We start from the raw sequence: 24,686 nt of genomic DNA, 5'->3' as shown, positions 1-24,686 counted from the left end.
GGATTGGTTTAACCGTTGAGCACCGTGCGAACCATTCGGGTCAGCGCTTCGGGGCCATAGGGTTTGCTCAGCAAATAGGTGTCAGGGCTGAGCTGATGGTTGCGCGAGATAATGTCACGGGTGTGGCCCGAGGTGAACAAGACCGCCACCGGTGGCGTCTGCACCTTGGCCCAGGCCGCGAGGTCGGAACTCTTGATCAGGCCGGGCATGACCACGTCGGTGAAAATCATGTCCACCACCGCGCCGTCCAGCAACATCTCCATGGCCACGTCACCGTTGGCGGCCGTCAGGACCTGATAACCCTCTTCGTTGAGCAATTCCACCGCCGAAACGCGCACCGCTTCATTGTCCTCGACCACCAGAATGGTCTCGTGGCCGCCGCGGTGCTGCGCCTCCGGGTTGGTCGTTTCGCTGGGCATCGGCTTCAGGCTGCGCGGGAAATACAACTGCACCCGAGTGCCTTCCCCGACGACGCTGGAGATCTCGATATGCCCGCCGCTCTGTTTGACGAAACCGAACACCATGCTCAGGCCCAGCCCCGTGCCCTGGCCATCGCCCTTAGTGGTGAAAAACGGTTCGAACGCCTGTGCCAGCACCTGCGGCGACATGCCGATCCCCGTGTCGGCCACCGTCACGCGAACGTAGTCGCCGGCAACGATGCCTTTGCCTGCGCAAAACTTGCTGTCCAGGGCAACGTGCCCGGCGCTCAAGTCAATGGTGCCCTCGCCGTGCATGGCATCCCGGGCATTGATCGCCAGATTGAGAATGGCGTTTTCCAGTTGATTACGGTCCACGAAGAGGTGCCATGACTCCTCCGGCGCCGTCACATTGATCTGGATGGTTTCCCCCAGCGCGCGCTGCAGCAATTCGCCGAGTTCTTCGAAAATCTGTCGCGGATCGCAAACCGCGGGTGACAGTGGCTGGCGACGAGCGAAGGCGAGTAACTGCGAGGACAGTTTGGCGCCGCGTTCGACGGCGGCAATCGACGCACTGACCCGGCGCTGCACGTTGGCGTTATCCGGCTCATGGCGGGCCAGCAAGTGCAGGTTGCCGGCGATCACCTGCAACAGATTGTTGAAGTCATGGGCCACGCCGCCGGTGAGGCCGCCGATGGCTTCGAGTTTCTGTGACTGACGCAGTTGCTCTTCCGCCGCCAACCGCGCTTCGACTTCATCGGCAACCCGCTGTTCAAGGTTGCGGGTGAACTTGAGCAAGGATTCTTCTGCGACCTTGCGCACGTGGATGTCGATCAACACCCCGGGAAAGCGGAACGGTTGGCCCTGCTCATTGAACTCGCAGCAGCCGCTCGCCTGCACCCACAGATAATTGCCATCCGCGCGCAGGACCCGGTATTCGGCGTTGAAGGGTTCGCCGGTTTGCACCGATTGATTGACCTGTTCCTGAACCCAACTGCGGTCGTCGGGATGGATCTGTGCTTCGGCGATGTCCGTCGGCAAATCGGCCAGGTTTTGTTCGGGCGGGTAGGAAAACGTGCGGGCAAAGCGCTCGTCGCCGGAGAGCACGTTGCCCTTGATGTCCCAGACAAACGAGCCGAGCAAGGCCCCGGCATTGAGCGCCAGGCGCACCCGTTCGTTGTCGGCACGATAGGCGTCTTCGGCTTCCTGGCGTCGGCGTTCAGAAATCACGTGCTCAGTGGTCTCGACCACCATGGCCATGACCCCGGCCGGACAACCGCTGTCATCGGCAACCGGGCTGTAATAGAGGTCCAGCCAGACGTCTTCGGGGACGCCGTCCCGCAAAAGCACAAGCTCTTTATTGCGATAGGACAAGGTGCCGCCGGCCAGGCAGGTACCCAGCACGTGACGGTTGAAATCGGCCACCTCCGGCCAGCCCAACTCCACCGGAGCGCCCAGCAGATACGGATGGCGGCCGCCGGCGAACTCCGAGTAAGCATCGTTATAGATCATGTACCCGGCCCGGCCCCAGAGCATCACCATCGGCAGCGGAGACGCGAGCATCAGCTGCACCGCGCTGCACAGGCTTCTGGGCCAGGTGTCGATGCTTCCAAGCTCGGTCAGGTTCCAGTCGAACGCGCGGATGCGCCCGGCCATTTCACCGTTCCAGCCAGCACACCCGTGGCTAACGTCTAGAAACTGCATTGACTGGCTCTGTATCCCTGTAATTGACACGGCTTGAGGGATCGCAACGGCGTGAGGTCGGTGCGTGCCCGTTTGTTTCGAGCCTCACCGACGCCAATGGTTTCATAGAGGTTAGCTGAATCACATCGTCCGGGATTTTGTGGCAAAGGAGCTTGCCCTTGAGAGGCTCCTTTAGCAGTCACTAAACCTCAATCAAATGCTTGAGCGGGTGATACCCGGTTTTCAACGTAGCGGCGACGTCGAGGATGGCCTTCTCGATGCCATTCAAATGCATGCAGGTCAGCTCGATCGCGGCGCTCTGATTCCCCGCTTCGATGTACTCGATCAGCCGCAGGTGTTCGTTGTCACGACAGGCTTCATGGCTGTCGTCATCCAGCGCGGCGGCGTACAGCGAGGCGCGGGAAATCAGCTTGCGGAACCAGTCCAGCAGCACCGGGTTGTTCAGGCTCTGGGCGAGTTTGATGTGGAACTCGCCGAGCAAGTGAATCAGCCGCTCGTGGTCGCCACTCCTGGCCGCTTCATCTTCCAGCAGCAGGTGATCACGCAGGTCCTGGGTTACGGCGGTATCGCGCCGACGGCAGAGCTCGGTGACGATGCCGATCTCGACCAGGCGCCGGGTTTCGAACAGCGAGCGGATCTCTTCGTCACTCGGCAACGACACCGACGCACCTTTGTTGGGCTCGGTGGTGACCAGGCCGTCAGCCTCCAATTGCTTGAGCGCAGCACGAACCGACGTTCGGCTGACATTGAAAAGTTCGGCCAGCGACGCCTCGCCCAGCTTCATCCCGGGACGCAACGTGTGTTTGCTGATCGCCTCGTAAACCCCTTGGTAGACGCGGTCGACCGTGGTTTCCAGTTTCTTATCCGCCATTGGGTCACTCCTTTTGCGCTGGGCAACCATCCCCCGCCAGTGAACAGCCGTTGAAAAAGGGGGTTGCACGAGCAGATTAATCCGGTTATTTCTAGATTGCATCCAGATATTGCATACAATAATTAGAGGATTGCACCATTATGGGTCAACCAATAGCTATCGAAGTGCGTAACGTCTCCAAGCGGTATTCCGACGATCCGGGGCTGGCTCCAGCCCTCGACAACGTATCAGTCGACATTGCCGACAACGAATTCTTCACTCTGCTCGGCCCTTCTGGCTGCGGCAAAACCACCCTGCTGCGGACCATTGCCGGCTTCGAGCATGTCAGCGAAGGCGAGATCCGTCTCGCGGGCGAACCGGTCAACGATCTGCCGCCGTTCAAGCGTCGGGTCAACACGGTCTTCCAAAGCTACGCGCTGTTTCCCCACATGAGTGTCGCGCAGAATATCGCCTTCGGCCTCGAGATGCAGGGTCTTGATCGCGAGCAAACAGCGCAGCGTGTCGATGAGATGCTGGCGCTGGTGCAAATGCAACACCTGGCCAAGCGCAAACCCGCCGAATTGTCCGGTGGTCAGCAGCAACGCGTGGCGCTGGCCCGGGCGTTGGCGCCGAAACCCAAAGTCTTGTTGCTGGACGAACCGCTGTCCGCGCTCGACCTCAAGCTGCGCAAGGAAATGCAGGTCGAACTCAAGCGCGTGCAGAAAGAAGCCGGGATCACTTTCATCTTCGTCACCCACGATCAGGAAGAAGCGTTGACGCTCTCCGATCGCATCGCGGTGATGTCCGCCGGCAAGATCCTGCAGATCGGCACGCCCAATGAGATCTACGAACGGCCCAAGCATCAGTTCGTCGCCCAGTTCATCGGCGACATCAACTTCCTCCCCGGCCACCTCAAGCGCGGCCAGCAGAACGAAAACCTCTTCGTGCCCAGCGGCATGCCAGTGGAAATCCCCTGCCCGGCTCAGGGCTTCGACGGCTCGCGGGTGCAACTGGCGTTCCGTCCGGAGCGTTCGCAGTTGGTTGACCCGACGCAACCGCACCACCTGCGCGGCGTGATCGAGGCGGTGTTGTATGTCGGCACCGCCACGCTCTATCAGTGCCGCTTGAACAACGACATCAAAGTCATGCTGCGCGAGAACAACGAAGGCCTGAACCGCGGCCGGGTGGTGGGCGATCGCGTCGCGGTCAATCTGCCGCCCCACGCCTGCCTGTTGATGGAGGCCTGAAATGAGCGTCAGCAGCACTTCTCCCGCCCTCAACCGTGCGCTGTTGCTCAGCCCGGTGGTTCTGACCCTGCTGGCCCTGATCGCCATTCCACTGGGCATCATGGGCTACATCAGCCTGTTGCCGCGCAACGTGTACGGCGGCGTCGACTGGCAGGCCGACTGGCAATTGCAAAGCTATGTGCAGCTGTTTTTCCAGGAAGGTTTCGACGGTGAACTGGAGCTGAACTGGGTCTATGCCCAAGCGCTAATGCGCTCGGTGTTCCAGGCCGGAGGCACCACGTTGCTGTGCTTCCTGTTCGGTTTCCCCGTGGCGCTGTGGATGTCGAGCCTGACACCGCGTCGGCGCAACCTCATGGTGTTGCTGATCACCATCCCGTTCTGGACCAACCTGCTGATCCGCAACTACGCCTGGCTGATCATCCTGCGCGAACACGGCTGGGTCGCCCAGAGCCTCAATGCGCTGTTGCCCCAGGCCGGCGGCATCACCCTGCTCTACAACGACTTCGCCGTCAGCGTCGGGCTGGTCTACAGCTTCCTGCCGTTCATGATTTTGCCGATCTACTCGACCCTGGAAAAACTCGACTGGCGCCTGGTGGAGGCCGCCTATGACCTGGGCGCCAATCGCTGGCACGCGTTGCGACGGATCATCCTGCCGCTGTCGATGCCGGGGGTGATTGCCGGTGCGCTGCTGGTGTTTGTGCCAAGCCTCGGCGCCTTCATCACCCCGGCGATTCTCGGCGGCGGCAAGACGCTGATGATCGGCAACCTGATCCAGCAACAGTTCGGCACCGCGCGCAACTGGCCGTTGGGCAGTTCGCTGTCGTTCCTGCTGCTGGGGATTCTGCTGCTGTCCCTGGTGCTTTACGCCCTCTATAGCCGCAACGCCGCCAAGACCCACCGCCCCGGAGCCCAAGCATGATCGCCCTGCACCTGAAAAAACTGCCCCTGACCCGGGAAGTCAGCCTGCTGATCCTGGCCTATCTGTACCTGCCGATCTTCGTACTGATCGCTTATAGCTTCAACGCCAACCGTTCGGCGACGGTGTGGACCGAGTTTTCGTTCGCCTGGTACGGACGGATCCTGGCGAACCCGTCGATCCAGACCGCGGCGCTTAACTCGATCATTGTCGCCAGCATCGCCACGGTCTGCGCCACCGCCATTGCGCTGCTCGCCGCCTTGGCGACGTACCGGCCGTTCTACGGACAGAAGATGGTCGAGGGCGGGATCAACCTGCCGCTGATCCTGCCGGAGATTGTCACTGCCGTGGCCACCCTGCTGCTGTTCATGGCGCTGGGGATCAAGCTCGGATTGCTGACGGTGATCGTCGCGCACATCGGCTTCTGCATTCCCTTCGCGTACCTGCCGATCCGTGCGCGGCTCAATGACCTGGACAAGAGTCTGCTGGAAGCGGCGAACGATCTGTACGCCAACCCGTGGCAAGTGTTTCGCCGCGTGACCTTGCCGCTGCTGTGGCCGGCGGTGCTGTCCGGTTCGGTGCTGGCATTCGTGGTCAGCCTCGACGATTTCATCATGACCTTCTTCGTCGCCGGTCCCGGTTCCACAACGTTGCCGGTGTACATCTTCTCGGCGATCAAGGCCGGCGTGACGCCGGAGATCAATGCGATTTCAACCCTGATGCTGCTGATTTCCATCGTGCTGGTGGTGCTGGCCTTCTGGCTGGGACAGCGCGGCAAAAACCAATGAGCCTGGAGCAAAGCATGAAAACAAAAAGCATACGTTTCGCTGTCGCTGGTCTGGCCCTCAGTTGCTTCACCGCGTTCAGCGCCCAGGCCGCCGAGCCCAAGCAACTGTTCTTCTACAACTGGACCGACTACTACCCGGTCGATTTGCTGGCCAAGTTCGAAAAGGAGACCGGGATCAAGGTCACCATGGACGGCTACGACAGCAACGAAACCCTGCTGGCCAAATTGCAGGCCGGTGGCGCGGCCTATGACGTGATCGTGCCGTCGCAATCGATCATGCGCACGTTGATCAACCAGAATTTGCTGCTGCAAATCGACGCGTCGAGCCTGCCGAACTTCCAGCACGTGAAACCGGCGTTCCGCGACCCGAGTTTTGACCCCGGCCGCAAGTTCTCGGCGCCCTATCTGTGGGGCACCACCGGGTTTTCCTATGACAGTGCCCGCGTGCCTGGCGGCAAGCTGGACGACTCGTGGAAAGAATTCTTTGAGCCGCGCAAGGAACTGCAAGGCCAACTCGCCGCCCTCGATACGTCCAGCAGCGTGATCAACGCCGCCAGTCATTACCTGAATGTCGACGAATGCAGCGAAAACCCGCAGGACGCCAAGCGCATTCTGGAGCTGCTGCAAAAACAGAAACCATTCCTGAAGATGTACAGCTCGGACAACACCGTCGACCGCATGGCCTCCGGTGAAGTGATCATGATGCAGAACTGGAACGGCTCCACCGCCCGGGCCACTTTGCAGAAGAGCAGTATCAAGTACGTCTACCCGCGCGAAGGCCTGGCGATGTTCCAGGACAACTTCGCCGTTCCGAAAAGCGCCCCGCACCCTGGCAACGCGAAGATCTTCATCGACTGGATGATGAAACCGGAAAACGCCGCCGCCGTGTCCAACGCCATCGCCTACGCCAACGGCATCCAGAGCGACAAATTGATCGACGGCAAATGGCAGGTCATGGACGCCATCAACATGCCCGACGAATTCGCCTCGCGCCTGCGTCCAGAGAAGGAATGCAGCAACAAGGCGCGGGAGCTGCAGGACCGGATCTGGGCGAAGCTCAAGGGCTGATTGCCTGGCTTGAGACCGAGTCGCGGCCTTCGCGAGCAAGCTCGCTGCCACAGAGGTTTTGTGTACACCGCAGATCCAATGTGGGAGCGGGCTTGCTCGCGAAGAGGCCCTTCCACACACCACCGAATTTGAGGTTTGCAATGACCCAACCCCGCTGGCTGCGCAACGTGCGCCCCTACGGTTCAACCGCCGAAGACCTGTTGATCGAAGACGGCCGGTTCACCCAACGTCGCCCGGCCTCGACCACCGAGCTACTCGCCACCGACATCGACGGTCACAACCATCTGCTCACTCCAGCCTTGGTGGAAAGCCACGTCCATCTGGACAAAACCCTCTGGGGCCAACCCTGGCGCCCGAACAGCGCCGGCCCGACGCTCAAGGATTACATCGCCAACGAACGCCGCGTGTTGCGTGAAGTCGACGCGCCGATTGCCCATCGAGCCGGCGCCCTGCTGGAAAACTGCATCGCCCGTGGCTCGTTGACGATGCGCTGCCACGTCGACATCGACCCAGACTTCGGCTTGCGTCACGTCGAGGCCATGCAACAACTGCGCGAACGCTACCGCGACCTGATCGACCTGCAACTGGTGGTGTTCCCGCAAACCGGCCTGATCAGCCGCCCCGGCACCGCCGCACTGATGCGCGAAGCCATGGCCCTGGGCGTGGAAAACGTCGGCGGACTCGACCCCTGCGGCATCGACAACGACCCCATCGCCCAGCTCGATTTCGTGTTCAACCTGGCCAGCGAGTTTGATCGCGGTGTGGACATTCACCTGCACGACAAAGGTGAGCTGGGTCTGTGGCAAATCGCGCTGATCGCCGATTACACCGAGCACTTCGGGCGCCAGGGCCGGGTGATGATCAGTCATGCGTACTGCCTGGGCATGTTGCCGTGGAGTCAGGTCAAACCGGTGGCCGAGCGTCTTGCGACGCTGGGCATTTCGCTGATGAGTTCGGCACCGGCCGATTGTGCCGTGCCGCCGTTCCTCGCGTTGCGCGAGACCGGGGTGAATGTCTGCCTGGGCTCGGATGGCATTCGCGATGCCTGGTCGCCCATGGGTAACGGCGACATGCTGGAACGGGCGATGCTGCTGGCGTTTCGTTTCGACTTGAACAAGGACGAGGAACTGACGGCAGCGTTTGAAGCGGCGACGGTGAATGGCGCTCGGGCCCTGGGCTGTGAAGCTTACGGGTTAGAGATCGGTCAACCGGCAAACTTTTTGCTGATGCCGGTGCAGACCTTGGGTGAGGCCGTGGTGTCGCGACCCGTGCGGCAGGTTTATCGCGGCGGCCGGTTGATCGCCTCCGGTGGGCGCTTGCTGGACAGTCGTCTGTGAAACGCATGCCTGTGAAAAGAGTCGCCCTCAAAGCCAGTTGCGTGGTCGGTTTCGACGGCACGCAGCATGTGTTGTGGCGCGACGGCGAAGTGGTGTTCGAAGGCGCCCGCATTGTGTTTGTCGGGCGTGGTTATCCGGGATTGGTGGATCAGTGGATCGACTACGGCAATGCCTTGATCGGTCCGGGTTTTATCGATCTGGATGCTCTGGGGGATCTCGATTCCACGGTGCTGACACTCGACAACGGCGATGAACGCGACATGGGACGGATGTGGTCCGAAGACTATCTGGTGGCGGGTCCGCGAGAAAGTTTCAGTGCCGATGAAGAGGTTTTCAAATACCGCTATGCCTTCACTCAGTTGATCCGCAATGGCATCACCACGGCCATGCCGATCACTTCGATGTACTACCGCGAGTGGGCCGAGACTTACGACGAGTTTGCCGCGGTTGCCGGTGTTGCCGCCGAGTTGGGGCTGCGGACTTACCTCGGGCCCTGCTACATGAGCGGCATGAGTTACTGGCGCACCGATGGAATTCTGGGGCATCACTGGGACGAAACCCGGGGCATGGCTGGGCTGGATGCGGCGGTGCGGTTTTTCCAGGATTTCGATGGCACCCACGGTGATTTGATTCGCGGCGCGCTGCTGCCAGACAGAATCCAGACCTGCACCCCGGGGCTGTTGCAACGCACCGCCGCGTTGAGTCGGGAATTGAATGCGCCGATGCGTTTGCATTGCTGCCAGGGGCTCGGCGAGGTGGCGATGGTTGAACAACTGCGCGGTTTTTCACCGCTGGGCTGGCTGGAGAATTTGGACCTTTTGACTCCGCGCAGCCTGCTGCCCCACGGCATCTACACCCGTGGCGACGACGACCTGCAACGGGTGGTGGATAGCGGCGCGAGCCTGGTGCATTGCCCGGTGGTATTTGCCCGGGATGGCGAGGCGCTGAACTCGTTCGGGCGCTATCGGGCCAAGGGCATCAACTTCGCCTTGGGCACCGACACCTGGCCGGCGGATTTGCTGGAGAACATGCGCCAGGGGTTGAACATCGCTCGACTGATGGAGGGCGGCAACTCACTGACCAGCACGCTGGACCTGTACAACGCCGCCACCCTCGGCGGCGCCAAAGCCCTGGGCCGCGACGATCTGGGTCGGTTGGCGCCGGGGGCCAAGGCCGACATCACGGTGTTCAGCCTGCGCGGCCAGCACCTGGGGCCGCTGTTCGATCCACTTAAAAACCTGGTGCTGGCCGGACGCGGTGACGACTGCGTGGCCAGCTACATCGATGGCCGCTGCGTCATGCAGGACGGTCAGGTCCGGGGCGTCGACTACCCCGCTCTGCAACGCCAGGCCCAACAACAATTCGAAAAACTGATGCGCAGTCACAGCGATCGGGCGTTCGGCCAACCGGACTGGAAAGGTCTGTTCAAACCGGCCATCCCGTTCGCCGACGACTACAGCGCGCATGCGCCGCTGAGCGCGATTGATCCACTTCTTTAGAGATTTCTGCCCATGCAAAGCTTCGACTTCAGCACATTGAGTGCGCGGGACAAGTACAAGATTCTGATTGGTAGCGTAGTGCCTCGGCCGATTGCCCTGGTGACCACCATCGACGGCGAAGGTCGCATCAATGCGGCGCCGTTCAGCTTCTTCAACGCCCTTTCGGCCGATCCGCCGATCCTTGCATTGGGCGTGGAAAACTACGGCGACCAGAGCCCCAAGGACACCACCCGCAACATCCAGCTCAACCAGGAATTCACCGTGAACATCGTCAGCGATGCCCTGGTGGAAGCCATGAACGTCTGCGCCGTGCCATTCGCCCCTGGGTTCGACGAACTGACCGCCGCCGGCCTCACCGCCATCCCCGGCACCACGGTCAAATGCCCGCGGATCGGCGAAGCACCCGTGGCCCTGGAGTGCCGGCGGATGATGGCGCTGTCCATCGGGCAGTCGCGGGAAATTATCTTCGGGGAAGTATTGATGGCCCATGTCCGGGATGAGCTGATCGACCCGAAAACCCTGTACATCGATCAATTGGGGCTCGATGCGATCGGCCGGATGGGCGGCCATGGGTATGCGCGCACACGGGATTATTTTGATTTGCCAACACGTTCGTTGCAGGCGTGGACGGATGCGCCCGGGGGTGGCGAAAGGTTTTGGCCTATGACCAAGTAATCAGCCATCACCCATAACCTGTGGGAGCGGATTTGCTCGCGAAGAGGCCGGTACATCCAGCAGCTGCTGTGACTGATACTCCGCCTTCGCGGGCAAGCCCGCTGCCACAGGGTTATCGGGTGTTCTCAGATTCCGTGATCAACTGTTCCCACAGTTGAAGCAAGCCTCTTTGCCACAGATCAGCGGAAATCCCGGCTACGCACACTGATGCCATCCAGCAACGAACTCAAGTCGCTCAAGCGGCCGGCAATCAGGTGTCGCACCTCGCCTTCCTTCTCCCAACGCCCATCGACCTTTAGCAATTGCGAGCCGACCAAGACCCGCCGCTGCCGGTCGGCCAGGTCGCGCCAGACCACCACGTTGACGTTGCCGAATTCATCTTCAAGGGTGACGAAGGTCACGCCACTGGCAGTGCCCGGCCGTTGTCGACCGGTCACCAGCCCCGCAACGCTGACCGGCCGCCCATGCTCAACATCGAGCAATTCCTTTGAACTGCGACAGCGCCGGGCTTTCAATTCACCCCGCAACAACGCCAGCGGATGCGGCCCCAGGGTCGTGCCGACACTGGCGTAATCGGCTTGCAGGTCCTCGCCCACCGTAGGCTTGGGCAGGTACACCGCGGGTTCCTCCTGACTGGGCAAACCACAAAACAAACCGAGCTGTTTCTGCACCCCCGCCACTTCCCAGCGCGCCCGATGACGGTCACCGGCCAACCCACGCAGCGCTCCGGCATCGGCCAGTTGTTCCTGGGCGCGGGCATCGAGGTGCGCCCGCTCGCCGAGGTCGGCGATGTCGATAAACGCCCCCTTCGAACGTGCAGTTTCGATACGCCGGGCATCGTCCTCGCGAAACCCCTTGATCATCCGCAAACCCAGGCGAATCGCCGGTTGCGCGCCGGTGATCGGTTCAAGGCTGCAATCCCAATCGCTGGCCCGCACGTCCACCGGGCGAATCTGCAAATGATGCCGGCGCGCGTCCTGCAGTATCTGGTCCGGGCTGTAGAAACCCATGGGCCAGCTGTTGATCAGCGCACAGGCGAAGGCCGCCGGCTCGTGGCATTTCAACCAGCAACTGGCGTAGGTCAGCAAGGCGAAACTGGCGGCGTGAGACTCGGGGAAACCGTAGCTGCCGAAGCCTTTGATCTGTTCGAAAATCTGCGCGGCGAACTCTGGTGTATAGCCGTTTTTCTTCATCCCGGCGGCTAGGCGCTCCTTGTGCGGTTCGAGCCCACCATGGCGTTTCCAGGCCGCCATGGAGCGGCGTAACTGATCGGCCTCGCCGGGACTGTAGTCGGCGGCGACGATGGCGATCTGCATCACCTGTTCCTGAAACAACGGCACGCCGAGGGTGCGTTTGAGCACTACCTCCAGTTCCGCAGAGGGGTAGATTTCAGGTTCTTCCTTGTTACGCCGCCGCAGGTACGGGTGCACCATGCCGCCCTGGATCGGCCCCGGGCGGACGATCGCCACCTCAATCACCAGGTCGTAGAACTTCACCGGTTTGAGCCGGGGCAGCATCGACATCTGTGCCCGAGACTCGATCTGGAACACGCCGATGGTGTCCGCGTGACCAATCATTTCATAGGTTTGCGGGTCTTCGGCCGGCACTGTCGCCAGGCTCAGGTCAAGGTTTCGGTGGCGACGCAACAGGTCGAAACAGCGACGAATTGCACTGAGCATGCCCAACGCGAGGATATCGACCTTGAGCAGCCCGACCGCGTCCAGGTCGTCCTTGTCCCACTGAATGATCGTGCGCTCGGCCATGGCCGCGTTTTCCACCGGCACCAGGCTGTCCAGAGGCTGCTCTGAAATCACAAAGCCACCGGGGTGCTGGGACAGGTGCCGGGGGAAACCGATCAGCTGGCCCGTCAAACTCAGCACCCGACGCAACACCGGACTGTCAGGGTCGAAACCGCCTTCACGCAGACGCTCCACGGGCGGTGTTTCATCACTCCAGTGGCCGCAGCAGTCAGCCAGGGCATTGATCTGATCCGGCGGCAAGCCCAAGGCCTTGGCCACGTCGCGCACCGCGCCGGCCGCGTGATACGTGCTGACCACCGCGGTCAGCGCCGCGCGGGTGCGACCATAACGCTGGAACACGTACTGCAAGACTTCTTCACGGCGCTCGTGTTCAAAATCAACGTCGATGTCCGGCGGTTCGTTACGCTCCTTGGAGAGAAAGCGTTCGAACAACAACGTGGTGCGATCCGGATCGATTTCCGTGATCCCCAAGGCAAAGCACACCGCCGAGTTGGCGGCAGAACCGCGGCCCTGGCAAAGAATGTGTTGCTCACGGGCGAAACGCACAATGTCGTGCACCGTCAGGAAATAACTTTCGTAGTCCAGTTCGGCGATCAGCTCCAGTTCCTTGTCGATCTGCACCAGTACTTCGGTTTTCGGCCCTTTTGGCCAGCGCCATTCAATGCCCTGATCAGTCAATTCACGTAGCCAAGACGTAGCCGTATGACCGTCAGGTACCAACTCGCGGGGATACTGATAACGCAACTGGCCAAGGTCGAACGTGCAACGCCGGGCGATGCTCAGCGTTTCGTCGAGCAGTGCCTGGGGATAGAGATCGTGCAAGGCATCGAGGCTACGCAAATGCCGCTCGCCATTGGGGTGCAGGCGCAACCCGGCCTCGGCCACCGGCAGGTGATGACGGATCGCAGTCATGGTGTCCTGCAAGGCGCGACGGCCACGGGCGTGCATGTGCACATCGCCGCTGGCCACCGCCGGGATTCGCAGCTCCCTTGCCAACATCAACAGCGCGTTCAGCCGTCGGGTATCGTCCTGGCCCCGATGTAACTGGACCGCCAGCCACAGGCGTTCGGTGAAGGTCTGCTTCAGCCAGTGACCGTGTTCAAAATCATCGACAGTGTCCGGCACCCACAACCCCAACAACCCCGGCAATGGCTCGCTGAAGTCCTCTCGCAGCACTTGATATTGGCCTTTCTGCGTCCGGCGTCGGGCTCGTGTTATCAGCCGGCACAGGCTCTGGTAACCCTCCAGGTTTTCCACCAGCAGTACGAGTTTCGGGCCGTTATCGATGCGGATTTCGCTGCCAATGATCAGCGGCAGCTCCACGGATTTGGCCGCTTGCCAGGCGCGAACGATGCCCGCCAGGGTGCATTCGTCAGTGATCGCCAGTGCTTGATAGCCCTGCTTTTTCGCCCGTTGAAACAGTTCAAGTGCACTGGAAGCACCGCGCTGGAAACTGAAGTTCGACAGGCAGTGCAGTTCGGCATAGTCGACGCTCATGCGAACCAACCCTGCAGCCACAACGGGCCGCCCTCACCCACCGCACGATAGGCCCAGCCCTGCTGGCCGGAACGGGTTTCGATCAGGTAGTAATCCCGACGCACGTCGGCGCCGTCCCACCAACCGGACTCGATGCGTTCCGGTCCCATGAGGATGCGCGTCGAGCCTTCATGGACCGCCAACGGTTCAGTCAGCAGCCAGCCCGGCCGTTGCACGGCGCAGATCCCCGCACAGAGCTGACTGTCGGCACTGGCCTGCCACGCGCGCTCAGGTCGGTGATCGGCCTGAAATCGCAAGCCGTGCACCGCATCATCCCCCAGCCGTGCACGCAGGCGTTCGCGCAATTGTTCCCAGGGCAAAGACTGTTGCGGGCGATCGTCGAACAGTTCCTGGTACTGAGGGACGAAGGCCGGCAAGTCTTCGGCGCGCAGACGAAAACCACGCACCGGAGCCTCGACCTGAACCTGTTCCAGCCGCCCCCGGGCCAGTTCGAAGAGCATGGCCGGATCGCGCTCGGCGCTGAGCAGGCCGACCTTGATCACGGTGTCCGGCAACCCGGCGTGTTCCAGGTGCAGGTCAAAGCGCTGCACGCCGCTGTCCCGACCGCAAAGGAAGGCAGAAAGATCGCCGGTCAACCGGCGTAATGGAAACAGCAGCGCTTGATGGGACTGCACGTCGAAATTGAGCTCGATGCGCACATCGAAGCGGTCCGGCGGCAGGTAGAACGCCAGCGCCAGCCGCCGCGTGCCCAGCAAGGCATCCAGATGCTTGAGCACCTGGGCCTCGAAACGCCGGGCCAGACTATGCCGGGGCAACGCCTGCACCTGACTCAAGGTGCGCAACCCCATGCGCGCCAACGCCGTGGCGACGCTCGCCTCCCACCCGATCCGGTCGATAGGCAACTGCCCCAGGTGATGCTGCAAGGCTTGATCGTCGGGCACGACCAGTCCGTCATAAGCGTTGGCCAATACCCGTGCCGCCACCGGGTTGGGCGCGGCAACGATGCGATGGCGAAACCCCAGTTCCCCGAGTTCGGCCCGCAACCGCGCCTCGAATTGTGGCCAGGCGCCGAACAAGCCCAGGCTGGATTCGATTTCAAACACCACCGCACGGGGGTAATGCACACTGACTTGGGAACTGAAGCGGTAAGCCCAGGCGGCCAAAAACTGCTGCCAGTGTTCGATCTCGGCGGCGTCGTATTCCGCCGTGACAAAGCCTTTGCTCAGGGCCTGCGCGGCGGTCATGGATTGGCCGGGACGCAAGCCCAGCGCCCGCGCCGAAGCGTTGACCGCCTGCAACACTCGGCGCTGGGCCGGACCGGTCAGCAGCGCCAGCGGTTCATCGGGATCGGGGCGCTGACGCAGTACCGCGTCCAGCGCCAATTGCGGGAAGAGAATGCAGACCCAGCGCATGGCAACCTCAATGCCCCACGGCAAAGGCAATCGGCGCCGAACGGGCCAACCCGCCCCGGCACTTGAGCACCCGCAATTGCGCGGGCCTGGCATCGATGGCAATGCGCAAGGCTGCTGGCGAAGGGTTGATGGCTTCATTGATCGAGCGATAGGCAAACGCCAGGGTCTGGCCGGTTTCAGCCGCCACCTGCAAGCGCCGCAACGCGCGGTCATCGGCCCTGTGCGGCCAGCACAACACCGCACCGCAACTGCCCGAACGCAGGCATTGTTCCGCCGCCCACAGCGCATCGCGTTCGCTGGCCTGGATGATCGACAACTGGCGCAGATCGACCCCGGCGTTCTGCCAGGCCTGGGGATACGGCACGTAAGGCGGTGCCACCAGCACGATGCGCTCACCCGCCGCAGACAACCGTGCCAGCGCCGGCCATACCAGTTGCAATTCACCGACGCCCTGCCCGGCCAGCAGGATTTCCGTCAGCGCCGCTTCCGGCCAGCCACCGGTGGGCAACGCCGCATCCAGCGCGGCATGCCCGGTGGGTTGCGGGCTGACAGCCGGTGGCGCAGGCCGGCCCTTCCAGACCTGGCCGCCATTGAACAGCGTATCCAACGCAACGACGGCGCCCATCACCCTTGCCTCACCAGACCGCAGAATACCCCTTCGATGGCCAGGTCCTGATCGGCCCGAACGATGATCGGTTTATACGCCGGGTTGCGCGGCAACAGGCGCACGGCGTCGCCGACCCGTTCGAAACGCTTGATGGTGACTTCCCCGTCGAGTCGCGCGACAACGATCTGGCCGTTGACCGCCTCGGGATTGCGATGCACCCCCACCAGATCGCCGTCGAGAATGCCGTCCTCGATCATCGAGTCGCCCCGGACCCGCAACATGTAGTCCGGCACTCGGGAGAAAATCGACGGATCAAGCAGCAAGCGGCTGTGCACTTCGGCATCGGCCCCGATCGGCGCACCCGCCGCCACCCGCCCGAGCACTGGAATATCCAGCAACTCGGGGCGAGCCGGTTGCCCGAGCAAGCGAATGCCCCGGGCCTGATGCGGATTAACCTCGATAAACCCGGCTTCGGTCAGCGCCAGCACATGCTTGCGCGCCACGCTGCGGGAGGCGAAACCGAACGCCTCGCTGATTTCAGCGAGGCTCGGAGACTGACCGTGCTCGGCGATGCGATCGCGGATAAAGGTCAGGATGGCGGTACGGCGGGGAGTGAGAGTCGTCATGGAGTACATTTGTACTCTTTCGAGGTTTTCCTGGCAACAACCGCCAGTCAGCTCAAGCCACGAGCGGCCAGAAACGCGGCGATGTAATCGATAAACGCCACGACTTTGGCCGTTGCCCGCCGATGACTCGGGTACACCGCCAGAATGTACGAACCAAAACTGTCCGGATCGATGTCGTAGTCGGCCATCACCCGCACCAGCCGACCGTCGGCCAGATACGGCGCGGCACTCCACAGCGGGGTATGCAGCAGCCCGCGCCCGGCCAGGGCATTGGCCAGCAGCAAGTCATAATTGTCGCTGCGCAGCCGCGGCGCTTGTGGCTGCGGCAGGCTCAGGCGCTGCCCGTCGCGCTCGGCCCACCAGAATTCGCGGCTGAGCAAAGGATGGCGATACAACAGCCATTCGTGGTCATCCAGAGTCTGCGGTGTCACCGGTAGCGCCTTGCGCGCCAGATAAGCCGGGCTGCCACACAGCGCCAGGCGATTGCTGCCGACGACGCGGGCAATCAGCCCCGGCAAGTCGTCATGGCCTTCGCGCAAGGCCAGGTCGTAGCCGCTTTCCAGCAGGTTGACGAACTCGTCGCACAGGTCCACTTGCAGATTGATCTGCGGGTATTGCTCAAGAAAACCGCCACACACCTGATCGAGAAAAGCCTGCCCATAAGCCAGCGGCGCGGTGATTTTCAGGCTGCCGCGCAGACCATGCTGCAACTGCTCGATTTCCTCACCGGCTTCCTCCAGCCGTTGCAACACCTGGCGTGCGGTTTCCAGGTAAAGCCGACCCGATTCTGTGAGCAAAATCCGCCGGGTACTGCGCTCGAACAACCGGGCGCCGAGTTCGGCTTCCAGGTGATTGACCGCTTTGGTCAGGGCCGACGGCGTCTTACCCAGTTGTTCGGCAGCGCGGCTGAAACTGCCCAATTGCGCCGTGACCACGAACATTTTCAATGCACCGAGCTTGTCCATACTTTTTCCATTCAGGCAAAAACGTTTTTCGTGAGTGAGGCGTTCTGCTGACCGCGACAAGCCACTAATCTGGCCATCAGACGCAATAACAAGGAAACATTCAATGAAAAGATTCATCCCGAATCTGTTGATGGCCGCCGTAAGTTTTGCCTCGATGGAAGCCATGGCCGCCACTGATCTGGTGTTGCTCAATGGCAAGATTTTCACCGCCGACCGCGCCCAACCGAAGGTGCAGGCGCTGGCGGTGCAGGACGGCAAGGTGCTGCAAGTCGGTAGCGACGCGCAGATCAAAGCCTTGATCGAATCAGGTACCCAAGTGATTGACCTGGGCGGCAAGACCCTGATGCCCGGCCTGATCGACAGCCATTCCCACGCCATTTTCGGCGGTCTGGAAAAGGTCTCGGCCAATATGGAAGACGAGGTGGTCGACCTCGATGAACTGGAAAAACGCCTGCGCGCCTGGCGGGAAGATGGCAAGGCCAGACATGGCGATATCCTGAGCGTGGCCGGCATGAGTTCGGTGTACTGGGCTCAGGCCGAAGCCTTTGGCAAAAAATTCAACAGTGGCGAATGGGCCAAGATACCCGTGGTGTTCACCGGCAGCGACCACCACACCGCCTGGGCCAACAACGTCATGCTCGAACGCGCAGGGATCGACGCCGCCCTGCTCAAGTCATTGCCAGCCGCCGAGGTCGATACCATTGGCAAGCGCGCCGATGGCAGCCCCAACGGGTTTCTGGTGGACGCCGGTTGGGACCGGGTCGCCTCGAAAATGCCGGTACCCAGCGCCGCCGACATGCTGAAAGCCGCGCAAACCGCCGTGCGTTACAACAACAGTGTGGGCATCACCGCGTGGATGGACCCCGCCGCCAACGCCGCCCCCGGCGAGCCGGTATTCGCCCTCAAGCCCACGGATAAAACCGTCGGCGTATTGCCGGTTTACAAAGCACTGTCCGAAACCGGTGGCATGACGGCCCACGTCGCAGCGCTGCTGGTGGCCAATTCGAAAAGCGTGCCGGCCGATCTCGATACGCTGGATAACGTTCGGCAGCAATTCCAGGGCATCCCCAACCTGACGTTGCCGGGCATCAAGATCTTCGCCGACGGTGTGATCGAATACCCGGCCCAAAGTGCGGCGATGATCGATCCCTACACCAACTCCCAGAAACAGGGCGAGTTGCTGATCGATCCCAAGCAGTTCGGCGAGCTGGTCAGCGCCATCGATCAACGCGGCTGGCTGGTGCACATTCACGCCATCGGCGACCGCGCGGTGCGCGAAGCCCTGAACGGCATCGAACAGGCGCGCAAGGACCGGCAAAGCGGCGTGACCCACTCGATCACGCACCTGCAAATGGTCAATCCGAAAGAGTTTGCGCGGTTCAAACCACTCAACGTCAGCGCCTCGATGCAACTGCTCTGGGCCACCGCCGACGACTACACGCTGGACATGATCAAGCCTTACGTCAGCGCCCTCGCGTTCCGTTACCAATACCCGGCGCACTCGCTGCTCAAACAGGGTGCAACCCTCGCTGGGGCCAGCGACTGGCCGGTGTCTTCGCCCAATCCGTGGAACGCCATGGCGCAGGCGATTACCCGCGACGGTCCACTGGGCGTGCTCAACGCCGATGAACGCATCGACCGCGAAACGATGCTCTACGCCTACACCCTCAACGCCGCTCGCACCATCGGGTTAGAGAAGCAAATCGGCTCGCTGAGCCCCGGCAAACAAGCCGACTTTATCGTGCTGGACCGCGATGTGCTCAGCGTCGATAACAAAGCCCTGCACGACACCCAGGTGCTGCAAACCTGGTTCGCCGGTCGCGAAGTCTACGCACCCACCCTCTAAGAAAAACCATCTGTACCCACTGCCCAGCCCCGCGCTCGTTGCCGGGGCTCGGCGCAGCCTTGCCCCAAAAAAACTGCCCATAACAACCACAATAGCGGGACGCAACCCATGAAAGCTTTCACCCTGTTCGCCCTCGGTTCTTTGAGTTTGCTGCCCTTGAGCAGCCAGGCCTTGCCCTTGAATGACGACTTCGCCGTGTTGGTGGACCTGACCCTGGCCAGCGACTATCGCACCCGCGGCATCTCGCAAACCCAGAACGACCCTGCTGTACAGGCGGGTGCAACGCTTGCGCACAGCAGCGGCCTGTATCTGGGGGCATGGAGTTCGAACGTGGATTTCGGCGGCGGCCTGAAAACCCGGCAGGAAGTCGACTACTACGCCGGTTGGCTGTGGCAGGCCACCGACGCCGTCAGCCTGGACGTGGGCTATCTCAAATACGCTTACCCGAAAGAAAGCCAGTTCAATCAGAGCGAGGCCTACGGGATTCTCAACGTCTATGGGGTGAAACTCGCGGCCTATTACTCCGCCGATGCGCCGGGCATCGACAGCAAGCAGAGCTCGCTGTACAGCTACGTCGGTTACGAAACCGAATTGCCCTACGGCGTGGGGCTGAAACTTCGCTATGGCGAGATGGACTTCAAGGACCCGCACCTGTACTCGGGCTCAGGCGAGGCCGAGGATGCTTATCGCGAATGGGAGGTCAAACTGACTCATGAACTGGCGGGTGTGCTGGTCGGTTTGAGCTACATCGACACCGACCTGTCGAAAAGCGAATGCACCAGCAACTATGGGTTTGGTGATGTATGCAGCGCGACTGTGGTGGCGAGCATTAGCAAGTCCTTCTGATCACCACTACTCCTGTGGGTCGATCACCCATCTTGTTTCAACCTCGATCAAATGTGGGAGCGGGCTTGCTCGCGAAAACGGTGTGTCAGTCACCATCAATGTTGCCTGGCACGACGCCTTCGCGAGCAAGCCCGATCCCACATTAGATTGCAGTCACTTCAATGCCGAGTTGTGCCAGGTAGGGCCATGGGTAGATGCCGCGTTCGTGGCCGTCGCTGAACACCAGTTGCAGGCCGTAGCCTTGGGCATTGAGTTCGATCACCTGCACGCGGGGGTCGACCTTTGGTGTCAGGCCTTGCAGCCGGAAAGCCCGGCATTGGGAACATGGGCACTGTCGGCGTAACTCGGCATGATCGAGCAACTGTTCACGGCCATCCGGCCAGTTCAATCGCAACTGCTTTTTGCTCCGGGAGTTGCCAATCGCCAGCGGGTTCATTGCAGCTGACTCAACGCAATGCGCACGGCTTTGCGCACTTCCGGGTCGCCGTCGTCTTGCGCGGCTTGCAATGGTGCGATGGCGCCTCGATCGCTCAGTTCACCCAGGGCCAGGGCCGCTTCCTTGCGCAGGTTGCTGATGCGGTGGCCGAGGGTTTCGATCAGCGCGTCGAGGGCTGGCACGTAACGCAAGCGGCCGAGGCTGCGGGTGGCGCGCAGGCGGACTTGCCAATAGTCATCGCTCAAGGCTTCGACCAACGCGGGACCCGCGTCGGCGTGCCCGACCTTGCCCAACGTGGTAGCGGCTTCTTCGCGCACTTGCCACGCTGAATCCTGCAGCGCCTGGCGCAGGGCCGGCAGCACGTGTGCCTCGGACGCCAGGCCCAAGGCTCCGGTGGCGGCGCGGCGGACTTCGGTGTCCGGGTCATCACTGGCCAATCGAGCGAGCGCGGGCAACGCATCGAGTTGCTTGAGCCAACCCAGCACACCGACTGCTTCGCGTCGGACATTGGCGTCATCATCATTCAACGCCCCCGTGGCAGCCTGCGCAGCATCGGGAAAACGCAGCTCGCGCAATGCCCTGAACGCGGCGATGCGCACGCTGATGTCGGCATGCCCGGTCCACGGCAGAATCACCCTGCCCGCCGCTTCACTCTTGAGCAGACTCAGGCTCTGCGCGGCGGCGGCTTGCACGGCCGAGGAAGGATCGGTCAGGGCCTGGCACAGCGCCTCGACGACCGGCTCGTCCTCCCAGGCTTCCAGCAACCGCGCGGCTTCGGCACGGACTTCTTCGGTGGGGTCTTCAGCCAGTCGATTGACCAGCCAAAGCAAGCCCTCCGGTTCTTCGAGATCGGCCAGTTCGATCAGGGCGATCCGGCGCACGCCGGGGTCTTCATCGGTCAGGCGCGGTTGCAGGGCGAGAATGTCGTCGTTATCGGTCACATCGAATAGAGAGGTCATAGGGCAAATCGCGGCAGTTTGTTTTCTGGGGGAAGTCCGAGAGGGTTCAGGCGCGGTAGCTGCCGACCGTCTTCGTGACGCAGTAACTCAAGGCAATGACGCTTCAAGCGAGAAAACTCATGGCTGGTGACCAGCTCGGTGGTGCGCGGTCGTGGAAAATCGAGGCGCAAGTCTTCGATGATCCGACCGGGGCGAGAGCTCATGACCAGCAGCCGATCAGCGAGGAACAAGGCTTCGTCGATGTCATGGGTGACGAACACCACGGTGGTGCGAATGCGCGTCCAGATGTCCAGCAGTAGCTCCTGCATGTTCAACCGGGTCAGGGCATCGAGGGCACCGAAGGGTTCGTCCATCAACAACAGGCGCGGACGGTTGATCAACACCCGGGCGATTTCCACCCGCTGCTGCATGCCGCCGGACAGCTGATCCGGCCAGCGCTCGGCAAACCCTTCGAGGCCCACCAGGGCAAGGATTTCGTCGGCGGCTTTGTGACGTTCCGCTTTGCCGATGCCGCGCATTTTCAGGCCGAAGGCGACGTTATCGCGCACCGTGCGCCACGGAAAAAGTGTGTGCTGCTGGAACACCATGCCGCGCTGGGGCGACGGCGCCGACACGTCGACGCCATCGACTTTGAGGCTGCCGGCGCGGGGTTGCAGGTGCCCGGCCAGCGCGCCGAGCAAAGTGGATTTGCCACAACCGGACGGCCCGAGAAGGCACACAAACTGCCCCGGCTCGATCTGGCAGTCCAGGCCTTGAACGGCCTCGAAAGCGGCACTGCCCTTCCCCAGACTGATCGACAAACCGCGAATATCGATTCGCCCTTCAGGGTGTTGAAAAACGCTCATCAGGCTTTTCCTCGTGGTCGATGCCAAGGCGTGAACAACCCGCCCAGCTTTTTGATCAGCAGACTGCTGCCCATCCCGAGTACGCCGATCAGCAACATACCGACCACGATGTCGGCGTAGTTCTGGATGGTGTAGGACTCCCAGGTGTAATAGCCGATGCCGAATTGGCCAGAGATCATTTCCGCGGTGACCAGGCAGAACCACGAAGTGCCCATGCCAATGGCCAGGCCGGTGATGATGCTTGGCGCGGCGCCCGGCAGTATCACCTCCAGCAAAATGGCCCGGCGCCCTGCCCCGAGGCTTTTTGCCGAGGCGATCAGTCGCGGGTCGACGCCTTCGACGCCGTGCACGGTATTGAGCAGGATCGGGAACAATGCGCCGGTGAAGGTGATGAAAACCATCGACAGCTCCGATGAGGGAAACATCAGGATGGCCAGCGGAATCCACGCCACTGCTGGGATTGGACGCAGGACTTCCAGCGGCGGCAGCAATAAATCTTCAGCCCATTTGGAGCGACCGATCGCCAGGCCCAACGCGATACCGATGATCAGCGCCGCGAGGTAACCGGCGAACACCCGGCCGAGGCTGCTGCTTAGGTGTTGCGCGAGTTTTCCGGAGTCACCGAGGCCAAGGGCTGCTTCGATGACCGCCAATGGCGTCGGGACGTTGGCGAAGGTGACCAGGCCGAGGTTCCAATGGCCACTGGCGGCGAGTTGCCAGAACAGGAGGCAGAGCAGCAGTGAGGCAGCCCTTGGAATCCAGCGTAAATATGATCCGTACACAATAATTCCTCTCAACCGAGATCCTGTGGGAGCGGGCTTGCCCGCGAAGGCGGTTCAACATTCAACATCGACGTCGACTGACATACCGCTTTCGCGGGCAAGCTCGCTCCCACAGGGGGTTGCGGTGCTTTGGCGGTTAGCGAACAGCAACGGCCTGGGTAGTGGCGTCTGTGAAGTCGAAGACTTTTCCGCCCTGGGCCGTAGCGAATTGCTGGGCCTGGCCTTTGAGCAGGAACGCGCTGAGCCGCCCTTTTGCGTCACTGGCAAACCACGCCTGATCCGCCAGCAACTTGATCCCGCTATCACTGGCCTGGGCATACACCGCGCGGATGTTTTTGCCTTCCTGCTTCAGCCCGGCCAACGCGGTGAACGCCGCTTCCGCCGAGGCGTACTGACGGACTTTCGGTTCGCCCCGCACCCAGATCTCCGCCACATGACTGAAGTCGGTGATGGCTTTACCGCTCAGCGCATCCACTGCCTTGAGCGGCGTCTGCCCGTAATCGGCCAGTTGCGCGGTGTAATCCAGGTTCGAGGCCTTGAACGCGGCGCGGATGTACTGGTCGTCGATGAAGGTATTCAGGTCGAGTCCGCGATCAGCCTTCTTCAACAGCTTGAGGGTATCGATGGCGGTACCAACGGCCTGACGGTATTCCGGCTTCCAGCTCAGGTCGCGGGTCTGCACGCCGAGCGGACCGTGGAACAGGTAATTGACCTCGGCGTCGACACCCGTGACCGTGGCGATCAGCTCGCTGTATTTCTCCGGTTCAGCCGCCAGCAACTGGTTGGCTTCGATGCTCGCGCGAAGATAAGCGACAACAATCTCCGGGTACTTTTTCGCGTAACTCTGATCCACCAACGCACCATGGAAAGTGGGCGCATTGGCCTGGGAGCCGTCATAGATCTTGCGCGCGAAACCTCGGCTGGTGAAAAGCTCGGCGAAAGGAACGAAGTCAGCGTGGGCTTCTATTTTTCCTGCCTGCAACGCCGAACCAGCGACTTCCGGCGCCTGGGCGATGATGTTCACATCCTTGAGCGGGTCCCAACCCTGGGCCGCCACCGCCCGCAGCAACATGCCATGGGCCGTGGAGGCGAACGGCACGGAAATGGTCTTGCCTTTCAGCTCCGCCAAGGACTGAACGCTCGAAGCGCTCGGCACCACGATGCCGTTGCCACTGCCCTTGATACTGCCCGACAGCACGCTGATAAACAGGCTGTGCTTGCCCGCCGTTTCGAACGCCACACCGTTGAACGAACCGGGAAAATCGGCCATGGCGCCGAAGTCGAGTTTGCCGGCGACCATCTCGTTGGTCAGGGGTGCGCCGCTGGTGAAGTTCTTCCACTGCACCTCGTATTTGGCGTCCTTGTACTGGCCGTCGTGGGGCAGGTATTTGTCCAGCAGGCCCAGTTCGCGAATCAACAGGCCGCCAGCGGCGCAGTTGATCGTGGTGTCCTGGGTGCCGATGGCAATGCGGATGGTTTCGGCCGAAGCCGACAGGGTGAATGAGGCCAGTACCAGACCGGCAAATGCCGCACGCAGCAATATTGGCAAAAACATAGGTATATCCCCTCGAATCATTTTTTGGATGTTCGTCTCCGCCACGATCAG

At 61.7% G+C, this 24,686-nt stretch carries 21 protein-coding genes; 9 read left to right on the top strand and 12 right to left on the bottom strand.

What is annotated here, in order from left to right:
- Positions 1-8 precede the first annotated feature (8 nt).
- Complete coding sequence (locus tag ACA055_RS12505) at positions 9-2,120, bottom strand: hybrid sensor histidine kinase/response regulator (protein ID WP_497683907.1); 2,112 nt, start codon at positions 2,118-2,120, stop codon at positions 9-11.
- A 181-nt stretch (positions 2,121-2,301) separates the two neighbouring features.
- Positions 2,302-2,991, bottom strand: a complete 690-nt coding sequence (locus tag ACA055_RS12500; protein WP_497683906.1) for a GntR family transcriptional regulator — start codon at positions 2,989-2,991, stop codon at positions 2,302-2,304.
- 140 nt (positions 2,992-3,131) lie between these two features.
- Here ACA055_RS12500 and ACA055_RS12495 point away from each other — a divergent pair, with 140 nt between their 5' ends.
- From ACA055_RS12495 to ACA055_RS12465, 7 genes are all read left to right on the top strand, one after another.
- A complete protein-coding gene (locus ACA055_RS12495; protein WP_497683905.1) occupies positions 3,132-4,217 on the top strand; it encodes an ABC transporter ATP-binding protein in 1,086 nt (361 codons plus the stop codon).
- 1 nt (position 4,218) lies between these two features.
- A complete protein-coding gene (locus ACA055_RS12490) occupies positions 4,219-5,136 on the top strand; it encodes an ABC transporter permease (protein ID WP_497683904.1) in 918 nt (305 codons plus the stop codon).
- Positions 5,133-5,921, top strand: a complete 789-nt coding sequence (locus ACA055_RS12485; RefSeq protein ID WP_497683903.1) for an ABC transporter permease — start codon at positions 5,133-5,135, stop codon at positions 5,919-5,921. Before ACA055_RS12490 ends, ACA055_RS12485 begins: the two co-directional genes overlap by 4 nt.
- A gap of 14 nt (positions 5,922-5,935) precedes the next feature.
- The gene (locus tag ACA055_RS12480; protein WP_497683902.1) at positions 5,936-6,988 is read left to right on the top strand and encodes an extracellular solute-binding protein; all 1,053 of its coding nucleotides are present in this window, start codon (positions 5,936-5,938) and stop codon (positions 6,986-6,988) included.
- Positions 6,989-7,128: 140 nt separating this feature from the next.
- Entirely contained in the window at positions 7,129-8,325 is a 1,197-nt protein-coding gene (locus ACA055_RS12475; RefSeq protein WP_497683901.1) for an amidohydrolase family protein, read from the top strand.
- Positions 8,326-8,336: 11 nt separating this feature from the next.
- A complete protein-coding gene (locus ACA055_RS12470) occupies positions 8,337-9,824 on the top strand; it encodes an amidohydrolase family protein (RefSeq protein WP_497684398.1) in 1,488 nt (495 codons plus the stop codon).
- Between the two features lie 12 nt (positions 9,825-9,836).
- On the top strand, positions 9,837-10,499 hold the full coding sequence (locus ACA055_RS12465) for a flavin reductase family protein (RefSeq protein ID WP_497683900.1): 663 nt from the start codon (positions 9,837-9,839) through the stop codon (positions 10,497-10,499).
- Between the two features lie 179 nt (positions 10,500-10,678).
- On the opposite strand, the gene ACA055_RS12460 is transcribed toward ACA055_RS12465, so the two are convergent.
- Genes ACA055_RS12460 through ACA055_RS12440 form a run of 5 tightly spaced genes read right to left on the bottom strand, consistent with a single transcriptional unit; the run spans position 10,679 to position 17,366 of the window.
- Entirely contained in the window at positions 10,679-13,756 is a 3,078-nt protein-coding gene (locus tag ACA055_RS12460) for an error-prone DNA polymerase (RefSeq protein ID WP_497683899.1), read from the bottom strand.
- A complete protein-coding gene (locus tag ACA055_RS12455) occupies positions 13,753-15,168 on the bottom strand; it encodes a Y-family DNA polymerase (protein WP_497683898.1) in 1,416 nt (471 codons plus the stop codon). The genes ACA055_RS12460 and ACA055_RS12455 overlap by 4 nt, the downstream gene beginning before the upstream one ends.
- 7 nt (positions 15,169-15,175) lie before the next feature.
- Positions 15,176-15,793: a translesion DNA synthesis-associated protein ImuA gene (gene imuA, locus ACA055_RS12450; protein ID WP_497683897.1), complete on the bottom strand. Its 618-nt coding sequence runs from the start codon at positions 15,791-15,793 to the stop codon at positions 15,176-15,178.
- On the bottom strand, positions 15,793-16,410 hold the full coding sequence (gene lexA, locus ACA055_RS12445; RefSeq protein WP_497683896.1) for a transcriptional repressor LexA: 618 nt from the start codon (positions 16,408-16,410) through the stop codon (positions 15,793-15,795). The genes imuA and lexA overlap by 1 nt, the downstream gene beginning before the upstream one ends.
- Positions 16,411-16,448: 38 nt before the next feature.
- Positions 16,449-17,366, bottom strand: coding sequence for a LysR family transcriptional regulator (locus tag ACA055_RS12440; RefSeq protein ID WP_497683895.1), 918 nt, complete (start codon positions 17,364-17,366; stop codon positions 16,449-16,451).
- 103 nt (positions 17,367-17,469) lie between these two features.
- Here ACA055_RS12440 and ACA055_RS12435 point away from each other — a divergent pair, with 103 nt between their 5' ends.
- Together ACA055_RS12435 and ACA055_RS12430 are read left to right on the top strand one after the other, a co-directional pair.
- Positions 17,470-19,212 carry an amidohydrolase gene (locus ACA055_RS12435; RefSeq protein ID WP_497683894.1) on the top strand — a complete coding sequence of 581 codons (1,743 nt, stop codon included), beginning with the start codon at positions 17,470-17,472 and terminating at the stop codon, positions 19,210-19,212.
- A gap of 108 nt (positions 19,213-19,320) precedes the next feature.
- The gene (locus ACA055_RS12430; RefSeq protein ID WP_497683893.1) at positions 19,321-20,058 is read left to right on the top strand and encodes a TorF family putative porin; all 738 of its coding nucleotides are present in this window, start codon (positions 19,321-19,323) and stop codon (positions 20,056-20,058) included.
- Positions 20,059-20,200: 142 nt separating this feature from the next.
- On the opposite strand, the gene ACA055_RS12425 is transcribed toward ACA055_RS12430, so the two are convergent.
- From ACA055_RS12425 to ACA055_RS12405, 5 genes are all read right to left on the bottom strand, one after another.
- Complete coding sequence (locus ACA055_RS12425) at positions 20,201-20,494, bottom strand: DUF971 domain-containing protein (RefSeq protein WP_497683892.1); 294 nt, start codon at positions 20,492-20,494, stop codon at positions 20,201-20,203.
- On the bottom strand, positions 20,491-21,453 hold the full coding sequence (locus tag ACA055_RS12420) for a HEAT repeat domain-containing protein (RefSeq protein ID WP_497683891.1): 963 nt from the start codon (positions 21,451-21,453) through the stop codon (positions 20,491-20,493). Before ACA055_RS12420 ends, ACA055_RS12425 begins: the two co-directional genes overlap by 4 nt.
- The gene (locus tag ACA055_RS12415) at positions 21,450-22,298 is read right to left on the bottom strand and encodes an ABC transporter ATP-binding protein (RefSeq protein WP_497683890.1); all 849 of its coding nucleotides are present in this window, start codon (positions 22,296-22,298) and stop codon (positions 21,450-21,452) included. The genes ACA055_RS12420 and ACA055_RS12415 overlap by 4 nt, the downstream gene beginning before the upstream one ends.
- The gene (locus ACA055_RS12410; protein WP_497683889.1) at positions 22,298-23,080 is read right to left on the bottom strand and encodes an ABC transporter permease; all 783 of its coding nucleotides are present in this window, start codon (positions 23,078-23,080) and stop codon (positions 22,298-22,300) included. The genes ACA055_RS12415 and ACA055_RS12410 overlap by 1 nt, the downstream gene beginning before the upstream one ends.
- A 136-nt stretch (positions 23,081-23,216) precedes the next feature.
- Entirely contained in the window at positions 23,217-24,623 is a 1,407-nt protein-coding gene (locus tag ACA055_RS12405) for an ABC transporter substrate-binding protein (protein ID WP_497684397.1), read from the bottom strand.
- Between the last annotated feature and the right edge of the window lie 63 nt (positions 24,624-24,686).

The organism is Pseudomonas sp. LBUM1657, from assembly GCF_059716075.1.
The sequence above is the reverse complement of the archived record's forward strand: the minus strand, read 5'-3'. Positions and strand labels throughout refer to the sequence as shown.